At 63.3% G+C, this 9,164-nt stretch carries 9 protein-coding genes; all 9 read left to right on the top strand.

From position 1 onward, the window contains the following. Window positions 1-12: 12 nt before the first annotated feature. Window positions 13-624, top strand: a complete 612-nt coding sequence (locus QMK55_RS28520; protein WP_102355060.1) for a transposase — start codon at window positions 13-15, stop codon at window positions 622-624. A 73-nt stretch (window positions 625-697) separates the two neighbouring features. After that, complete coding sequence (locus QMK55_RS28515) at window positions 698-2,296, top strand: ShlB/FhaC/HecB family hemolysin secretion/activation protein (RefSeq protein ID WP_102355061.1); 1,599 nt, start codon at window positions 698-700, stop codon at window positions 2,294-2,296. Between the two features lie 12 nt (window positions 2,297-2,308). After that, complete coding sequence (locus QMK55_RS28510) at window positions 2,309-4,105, top strand: DUF2341 domain-containing protein (protein WP_320328323.1); 1,797 nt, start codon at window positions 2,309-2,311, stop codon at window positions 4,103-4,105. A gap of 11 nt (window positions 4,106-4,116) precedes the next feature. Next, window positions 4,117-4,542 (top strand): ExbD/TolR family protein, encoded by a 426-nt coding sequence (locus QMK55_RS28505; RefSeq protein ID WP_003224462.1) that lies wholly within the window; start codon window positions 4,117-4,119, stop codon window positions 4,540-4,542. Between the two features lie 3 nt (window positions 4,543-4,545). Continuing rightward, window positions 4,546-5,250: an energy transducer TonB gene (locus QMK55_RS28500; protein WP_102355063.1), complete on the top strand. Its 705-nt coding sequence runs from the start codon at window positions 4,546-4,548 to the stop codon at window positions 5,248-5,250. A 54-nt stretch (window positions 5,251-5,304) separates the two neighbouring features. Next, window positions 5,305-7,002, top strand: a complete 1,698-nt coding sequence (locus tag QMK55_RS28495) for a putative porin (protein WP_320328322.1) — start codon at window positions 5,305-5,307, stop codon at window positions 7,000-7,002. 18 nt (window positions 7,003-7,020) lie between these two features. Continuing rightward, the gene (locus QMK55_RS28490; protein ID WP_102355065.1) at window positions 7,021-7,650 is read left to right on the top strand and encodes a DNA repair protein; all 630 of its coding nucleotides are present in this window, start codon (window positions 7,021-7,023) and stop codon (window positions 7,648-7,650) included. Window positions 7,651-7,670: 20 nt separating this feature from the next. After that, window positions 7,671-8,141, top strand: coding sequence for a YbjN domain-containing protein (locus QMK55_RS28485; RefSeq protein ID WP_102355066.1), 471 nt, complete (start codon window positions 7,671-7,673; stop codon window positions 8,139-8,141). Beyond that, entirely contained in the window at window positions 8,138-9,085 is a 948-nt protein-coding gene (locus QMK55_RS28480; RefSeq protein ID WP_102355067.1) for a peptidylprolyl isomerase, read from the top strand. The genes QMK55_RS28485 and QMK55_RS28480 overlap by 4 nt, the downstream gene beginning before the upstream one ends. Window positions 9,086-9,164: the final 79 nt, after the last annotated feature.

The raw sequence follows: 9,164 nt of genomic DNA, 5'->3' as shown, positions 1-9,164 counted from the left end.
GGGAGTGAGGCAATGGGGACTATGGAACGCTACTCGAAAGTGGGCATGCAGGAGCTCGATCAGCGCCTGTCGAAGATCGTCGAAGCGGCGCGCAAGAAGCCGGTCTCGGTGTATCGCTACGGTGCGCCGTGGGTCTGGATCGTGTCGCAGGATGACTGGCAGGGCGCCTTGAAAGAGGTTTCCAGCTACATTCCGCCGGGCCATTCGCTGGTGTTGCTGCGCCCGCAGATCGACGACCTGCTCGACGCCCACCAAGGCCTGCTGCACGACCTCAATGCCGAGCCCGGCATGCTCATTCCCGCGCAAACGGTCATGCACATCCTGCTCCTGCAGCTGCTGTATTCGGTGCCTAGCGAGCAGCAATTGTATGAACAGCTCAATTACAACCTGCTGTTCCGCTGGTTCGTCGGCCTCGGCCTGAACCAGAAAGTCTGGAGCTTCAACGTCCTCAGTCGCGACATCGCCACGCTGCTCAATGAGCCCCGTGCGGTGCTGCTCATCCAGAAAATCATCGGCGAAGTGTTCTGCGGTGCCTTGCTGCAAATGCCCGAGTTCTCCTTGAACTTCGCGCTGCTGCACACCTGGCTCGGCAAGCACAGCGGTGCCTCGCACGTCAGCAATTAGCCGCGCCGGCAACTGACGCAACACACAAGGCGCGCAACAGCGCCAACAGGTCATCGCGAATTCAGGGGGTAGTGTGGATCAGATTTTCACGTCACGGCTGGCGCTGTGGGGCTGGCTGCTGGTGACGGCCGGCGCTCAGCCAGCGTTCGCCGACGAGGCTGCCGAAAACGCCGCGCCGCAGCGTCTGGTGGACGTCAACGAATACTTCGTGCGCGGCAACACCGTGCTCGACGCCCGGGCGATTGAAGAGGCGGTGTATCCGTTTCTCGGCCCGCAAAAAGCCATGAGCGACATCGAAGGCGCCCGTGATGCGTTGCAGAAGGCCTATCAGGAACGCGGCTACCAATCGGTGTTCGTCGAATTGCCGGAACAAGCGGTGGCCGATGGCATCGTTTACTTGCAAGTCAGCGAAACCAAGGTCGGTCGCGTGCGTGTGGTCGGCGCCAAACACTATTCGCCGCTGGACATCCGCGACAACGTGCCGGCACTGAAAGAAGGCGAGGTGCCGGACTTCGCCAAGGTCCAGGGCGAGCTGGCGCAACTGAACAAGACCCCGGGCCGCCAGGTCATGCCGCTGGTGCGTGAAGGTCAGCGCCCCGGCACCATGGACGTGGATTTGCAGGTCGAAGACCAGAACCCGTGGAGCGCCAGCGTCGGCCTCAACAACGACTACAGCGCCGACACCGAAAAACTGCGCGCCGTGACCAGCCTCGGCTACAACAATCTCTGGCAGCTCGGCCACAGCATCAACCTGACGTACTTCACCGCGCCGCAGGACACCGACAACGCCAAGGTCTGGTCGGGCTCCTACACCGCGCCACTGACCGATCGCTGGAGCGTGCAGTTCTCCGGTTACCAGTCCGACAGCAACGTCGCCACCATCGGCGGCAGCAACGTGTTGGGCAAGGGCCATTCCTACGGCGTGTCGGCGATCTACACGCTGCCGTCCAGCGGCAGTTGGTCAAACTCGCTGTCGGCGGGCATCGACTTCAAGAACTTCGACGAGCGCCTGACCCTGTCCGGCGAGAGCGACAAGGTGCCGTTGAAATACGCACCGTTCACCTTCGCCTACAACGGCTTTCGCTACACCGAAAAGAGCCAGCTCGGCCTCGGCCTGAGCCTGGTGGCGGCCACCCGCAGCATCTTCGGCTACGGCAGCTCCGACGAAGACTTCGACTACAAACGCTACCGCGCGAAGCCCAGCTTTGCGGTGCTCAAGGGCGACAGCAACTTCACCTGGACCTTCGACAACGACTGGCAGAGCGCGAGCAAGGGCGCGTTCCAGCTCGCGTCGGGGCCATTGGTCTCCAACGAACAATTCTCCGCCGGCGGCGCGACCTCGGTACGCGGTTACCTGGCCGCTGAACGCACCGCTGACGACGGCGTGCTGCTGAGCCAGGAGGTTCGCACACCGTCGCTGGCCAAATACGCCGGCAGCTGGATGCAGGAATGGCGCTTCTACGCCTTCGCCGAAGGCGCGCAACTGTACCTGCGCGACGAGCTGCCGGATCAGGACGCCAGTTACGCCCTGGCCAGCGTCGGCCTCGGCACCCGCGCCAGCCTGAGCAAATGGCTGTCCGGCAGCCTCGACTGGGGCTATCCGCTACTCGAAGGGCCGAACACCTCGAAACAGGAATCGCGCCTGCACTTCAACCTTCAAGCCACTTTCTAAAGGAGCACGTTCATGCAGCGCCTCATTCTTTCGTTGTTGATCTGCCTGGGCTTCGTGCTCCCGGCCACGGCTCAGGCCTGGTGGCAGGACGACTGGCACTACCGCAAACAGATCGCCGTCGACACCACGCCGCAGGGCGCCGGGATCAATCAGGCGCTGGGCCGCACCGCGCTGCTGGTACGCCTGCACACCGGCAACTTCACCTTCGACGGCGTCAAGGAAGACGGTTCGGACTTGCGCTTCGTCGCTGCCGATGACAAGACTGTGCTCAACCACCAGATCGAAAGCTTCGACGCGCTGATGGGCATGGCGCTGATCTGGGTCGATGTGCCGAATGTCGAGGGCGGCCAGCGTCAGGACATCTGGATGTACTACGGCAACCAGAAGGCCCCGGCCACCGGCAACGGTCAACTGACGTTCGACCCGAATTACACCGCGCTGCATCACTTCGACGGTGCCACCGGCACCCCGGCCAAAGACACCACCGCCTATGGCAACACCGCGCAAAGCGCCACCGGTGCGGCGATTGACGGCGTGGTAGGGCGCGCCTTGCAGTTCAGCGGCCAGCCATTGCTGCTGCCGGCCAGTCCATCGTTGCAGCACAGCGCCGGTAGCGCGTTCACCTTCAGCGCCTGGTTGCGGCTGGATCAGGCCAATGGCGAACAACTGATTCTGGCCCGTCGTGAAGGCGCCAACAGCCTGCTGCTCGGCGTCAATCAAGGCGTGCCGTTCGTGGAGATCGACGGCCAGCGCGCGGTCGCCACTCAGGCGCTGAATCCCGGCCAATGGCAGCATGTCGCGCTGACGGCTGAGGGTTCGAAAGTCAGCCTCTACATCAACGGTCGTGAAGGCGCGACCCTCGCTCAGGCGATGCCGGCGTTCAATTCGGTGCTGGCCATCGGCGCCGACCTGCACGAAGGTCCGTTCCAGCCGTTCGTGGGCGCCATCGATGAACTGCGCCTGTCGAAAGTCGCTCGTCCGGCGCCGCTGCTGCTGGCGGACGCGACCTCGCAAGGCGCCGAGTCGAAACTGGTGGCCTACGGCGTCGACGAAGAACAGTCCGGTTTCGGTTTCGGCAGCCTCGGTTTCCTGCTCAACGCGGTGCCGGTGGACGCCTGGGTGATCATCGCCGTGCTGGTGCTGATGATGTTCCAGTCGTGGATCATCATGCTGCGCAAGAACCACACCCTCAGCCGTGTCAGCAAGGCCAACGAGGACTTCCACGAGCAGTTCGCCAAGGTCGGCACGCGCCTGGAAATGTTCGCCGATGACGCGCAACTGGCCCAGCGTCTGCAGCATTCGCCGCTGTGGCGTCTGTACTCGGTGGCAGTCAAGGAGATCCGCACCCGCCGCGAGCAGGGCGCCGATACGTCCTCGGTGTCTGCCGCGACCATTGAAGCCATCCGCTGCTCGATGGACGGCGTGCGCACCCGCGAGAACCAGGCCCTCAGTTCGAAACTCTCGACCCTGTCCAACGCCATCGCCGGCGGCCCGTACATCGGCCTGCTCGGGACCGTGCTGGGGATCATGGTGGTGTTCCTCGGCACGGCGATGGCCGGTGACGTGAATATCAACGCCATCGCCCCGGGTATGGCTGCTGCGTTGCTGGCCACGGCAATGGGCCTGTTCGTCGCGATCCCGGCGCTGTTTGGCTACAACCGCCTGATCACTCGCAACAAGGAAGTCAGCGCCGACATGCGCGTGTTCGTCGACGAATTCATCACGCGGCTGGCGGAGATGCATGGCGAGAGCCAGTTCAGTGAGTCGTCGCATCGCGGCCATCACGCCAACCACTCCGTACCGGCCTGAGGAGCACTGACATGGCGTCTGTAAATGCCTCCCACGACGATGACGAAGATGCAGCGGTGGACAGCATCAACATCACCCCGCTGGTGGACGTGCTGATGGTGGTGCTGGTGATGTTCATCCTCACCGCCACCGCGCAGGTCTCCGGGATCCAGATCAACTTGCCCAAGGCCAGCGCCTCGGTATCGCTGTCGGAAGCCAAGACCAAGGCGATTTCGGTCAATGACGGCGGCCAGGTGTTCCTCGATGCCTACCCGGTGACCCTCGCCGAGCTGGAAGAACGCCTGCGCATCGAGAAGGCGCAGAGCCCGGATTTCCCGGTGATCGTGCGCGGCGACGCGACGGTGCAGTACCAGAAGGTCATCGAAGTGCTGGATCTGTTGCGCCGGCTCGAACTGTCCCAGGTCGGTCTGGTGACCGGCAAACCGACGCAGGGCTGAGTCATGACCGCACAACTCCCGATCGAGCCGCTGCCGGTGAAGACGCCAGCGCTGCGTTATGCGAAGTGGGGCGCCGGGCTGGTCATCGGCGCGCTCGCCGCGTGGTTCCTGTGGCAGTGGGCCAACGACATGAGCGGCGTCCGTCGTGAAGCGCCGAAGGTGCCGACGATCATTCCGTTGCCGCCACCACCGCCGCCACCGCCGGAAAAACCGCCGGAGCCGGAAACCCCGGTGGAAGAAAAAATCGTCGAGCCCGAACCGACCCCCGAGCCGCAAGAGGTCAAGCCCGAAGAGCAAGCACCACCATCGCCAGCGGACGATCTGGCCAACCCGATGCAAATGGACGGCGACGCCCAGAGCGGCAGCGACGCGTTCAACATCGGCGCGGGCAAGGGCGGCGGCATGGCGGGGGCCGGGGGCGGACGCCTGGGCACCGGCACCTACAGCCAGTTCCTCGCGTTCACCTTTCAGAAGCTGCTGCGCGAGAACCCGGACCTGCGCAACCTCGCGTTCTCGTTGCAGGCCGATGTCTGGCTGAGCAGCGTCGGCGAGATCACTCGCGTGGAGCTGATCAAGTCCAGCGGCAACCCCGAGATCGACACCCAGGTGCTGGCGGCGCTGCGCAATGCGCCGCACCTGAGCGAACGGCCACCGGCCTCCATGACTTTGCCCGTGCGCCTGTCCCTGCAAGGGCGGCGTCCGGGTTAACCCAATTTATTTATCGCCAAGCATTCAAGCTTTGCCAAAAGGAGTTGTGTGCAGATGATTTCCAATGTGAATCGATTGTCCCTGGCGGTCGGCATGGTCATCGCGACCCTGGTCGGTCAGGCCGCGGCAGCGCCTGCGCCCTCGGAGAACGCCACGATCAATCTGATCCGCTTGCTGGTCGAGCAGGGCATTTTGAAACAGGACAAGGCCGACGCGCTGATCGCTCAGGCGCAGAACGAAGCGGCCCAGGCCAAACAGGCGGCGGCGTCCACCGCCGTCGCAGCAGGCCCGGTGGCCGCACCGGGCGATGTGCGCGTGCAGTACGTGCCGGCCGCGGTGCGCGATCAGATCCGCGATCAGGTCAAGGCCGAGGTCATGGCCACCGCCAAGCAGGAAAACTGGGCGGCGCCCAACACCTTCCCGGAGTGGACCTCGCGCATCAGTTTCGATGGCGATATCCGCCTGCGTGACGAATCACGCTACTACTCGGACAGCAACAGCAACGAGATCGTCGACTTCGCCAAACTCAACAACAACGGCCCCTACGACGTGAACCCCAACAGCAGCACCAGCCTGCCGCCGCTGCTCAACACCCGCGAAGACCGCAGCAATCAATTTCGCATTCGCGCGCGCCTGGGCATGAAAGCCGAGATCGCGCCGCAGTGGACCGCCGGTATTCGCATTGGCACCGGTTCCGACAACAACCCGGTGTCGACCACCCAGAGCCTGGGCGGTGGTTTCGCCAAGAAAGACATCTGGCTCGATCAGGGTTACCTGAACTGGAAGCCGTCGGATGAATTGACCGTGACCGGTGGCCGTTTCGCCAACCCGTTCATGTCCACCGACATGCTGTATTCCAACGACCTCAATTTCGACGGCGTGGCGGCGATTTTCGACCACAAGCTCAATCGCGATTGGGGCGTGTTTGGCACCGTCGGCGCGTTCCCGGTGGACTACACCAACGACACCAGCACCAGCAACGGCTTCGACAAGGAAGAAAGCGACAACAAGTGGCTGTACGGCGCGCAGATCGGCGCCAAGTGGGCGATCAACAGCAACAACCGCCTCAAGGGTGCCTTGGCCTACTACCGTTTCGACGACATTCAGGGCCAGCGCTCCAGCCCTTGCGAACCGTGGGCCGGCGCGCCGGGTTGCGACACCGACGGCTCGCGGGTGGCGTTCATGCAGAAGGGCAACAGCGTGTTCCTGCTGCGTGACATCACGCCGACCCCGGCCAATCCGACCACCACCCCGCAACCGCAATTCGTCGGTCTGGCCTCGGAGTTCAACCTGCTCGACCTGAACCTGGTGTGGGACGCCGACCTGCCGCAGGACTTCAAATTGCGCAGCCAGGGCAACTACATCCACAACCTTGGTTACGACGAAGGCGACATGCGCAAACGCTCCGAGGGACAGATCGTCAACAACCTCAACAGCAGCGGCGACATCGAAAGCGGCGCCAATGCGTGGATGGTGCAGTTCACCCTTGGCAACGCGCTGGACCTGAAACGACAGGGCGACTGGAACCTGTTCGCCGGCTACAAGTACATCCAGCCGGACGCCTTGCCTGACGGCTTCAACGATTCCTCGTTCCACCTCGGCGGCACCAACGCCAAGGGCTATTTCCTTGGCGGCAATTACGGTCTGGCGAAGAACGTCTATGCCACCGGCCGCTGGATGAGCACCGAGGCGGTGTACGGCGCGCCGTTTGATATCGACGTCTTGCAGCTTGAGATCAACACGCGCTTCTAAGGCGCCGGGAGTACGGTCATGCACGCACGAGTTTTACTGTTGGGGTTGAGTTTTTTCATCGCTCAAGGCGCCAGCGCCGAAGGCATGGAAGAGCGCTTGCGCACCCAACTGCGCAGCACCACGCAACAGTTGCAGGCCCTGCAAAGCCAGCAGGCCCAGGCCAGCGCCGCGCAACTGGCGGCGCAGAACGAAGCCAGGGCGGCGCAGGCGCAGATCAAGCAACTGACTGCTGAACTGGCCAAGGCCAAGGGCGTCGCCGAGCAGTTGGCCGACCAGCAGCAGATCCTGCACAGCCAGGCCCAGGCGCAAGTGGCGGCGAGCAACGAGCAGACCGGCAAGTTCAAGAAGGCCTACGACGAGTTGCTGGTCATGGCCCGCGCCAAAGAGGCAGAACGGTCTAAGCTTCAGGCGCAATTGGCTGAACGTGACACACAAGTGCAGCAATGTTCAGTCAAGAATCAGCAGATGTACGGCGTCGCCAAGCAGATTCTCACCGCCTACGAAAACATCGACGTGGCCGAGGTGATGAAAATCCGCCAGCCCTTTGCGGGCAGCGCCCGGGTCAAGTTCGACGAACTGGCTCAGGGGTTTGGTGACGAGCTGTACAAGACTCAATTCGACGCGCCGCAAGCCGCGCTCGCACACTGATTAACAAGGAAGAAGAAGTCATGACTCAATTAATCACCCACGTTTCCCCGCAATCGCTGACTGAAGTCCTGCAAGCGGCCGGTTATCGCGTCAACCAGACCGAACAGAACGGCATCGTGCAGTTGCTCAGTGCCAGTCAGGGCATCGGTTATGCCGTGCGTTTCGGCAACCCGGCGGTGGAGCAGGGCAGCTATGTCGATTTCACGTTCAGCTGCGCGCTGCGGGTGCAAGGTGAGTTGCCACAGGGTGTGGCCGAACAGTGGAACGCCACTCGCCGGTTCGCGCGGTTGTCGTTGCAGGGCGAGTTTCTGGTGATGGAAATGGACGTGGTGGTGGCGGCCGGCGTGAGTAATGATCACCTGCGCGGCAATCTGGAACTGTGGGATCGCCTGCTGCAAGAATTCATCGTCTATCTGCGAGATTTCAGCCAGGCTGCGCAAGCCTCGACGGCCAAAGTTGCCATCGCCGAGCAAGAGGAAGTCGCACTGTGAAAAAGCCTGCCATGGTGATCGGCGCCGGGGCAGTGGCGCTGTTGGTGGTAGCCGTGGCGCTGGTGCTGCGACCGGGCACAGACCCGGTCGCCGCGCAGCCATCGTCGCCAGTGGCGGCGGTTGCTGCCGGGCCGGCAGTGGCGCGGCTGGGCAATCAGCAGGTAACGCCGCAGGAGTTGCAGGCGTTGCTGGAGACCGTTCCGCCGGCGACTCGCGAGCAACTGCGCGGCAACCGTGAAGCGCTGGAGCGCTGGCTGCGTACGCGTCTGGCGGAGAAGGCCGTGCTCGAACAGGCCGATGCCCAGGGCTGGGCGCAGCGTCCGGACGTGGCGCGGCAAACCCGTGCGGCCACCGAGCAGATCGTCTTCCGTGATTACCTGCGCTCGGTCAGCGAAGTGCCGGCGGACTACCCGAGTGCGGCTGAGTTGCAGCAGGCCTACGACGCCGGCAAGGCCGAATGGCAAACCCCGGCGTTGTACCGGGTGAGCCAGATTTTCCTCGCCGTGAATGACCCGCAGAACGTCGAAGCAGTGCGCAAACAGGCAACGGAGCTGAGCAAAAAGGCTCAGGCCACGCCGGGGGACTTTGCCGCGCTGGCGACCCAGTACTCGCAGGACCGGCTGACCGCCGAGCGCGGCGGTGACACCGGACTGCAACCCTTGCAGCAGTTGGTGCCGCAGGTGCGCAGCGCGGTGGCGCGGCTCAAGGTCGGCGCGGTGTCCGAACCGCTGCAGAGCGCCGCCGGGTTCCACGTGATCAAACTCACCGAACAGCAACCGGCGCGCACCGCGACCCTCGACGAATTGCGTGACCAATTGACCCAGGCCTTGCGTGCCCAGCGTCAGGAGCAGATTGCCCAGGCGTATCTGGACGGGATGCTCAACACGGCGACGCTGAGTATCGACGGGGCTGAGCTGAACAAGGTCCTGGAAGAGAAACTCTGATCGTGATTCACCGCAAATCCCGGGTGGGAGCGGGCTTGCTCGCGAAAGCGGTGTGTCATTCAACAAATAAGTTGGCTGG

It is taken from the genome of Pseudomonas sp. P8_229, assembly GCF_034008635.1.
Lineage (GTDB): Bacteria > Pseudomonadota > Gammaproteobacteria > Pseudomonadales > Pseudomonadaceae > Aquipseudomonas.
Note: the sequence above shows the minus strand (reverse complement) of the source record. Positions and strands in the feature narration are given on the sequence as shown.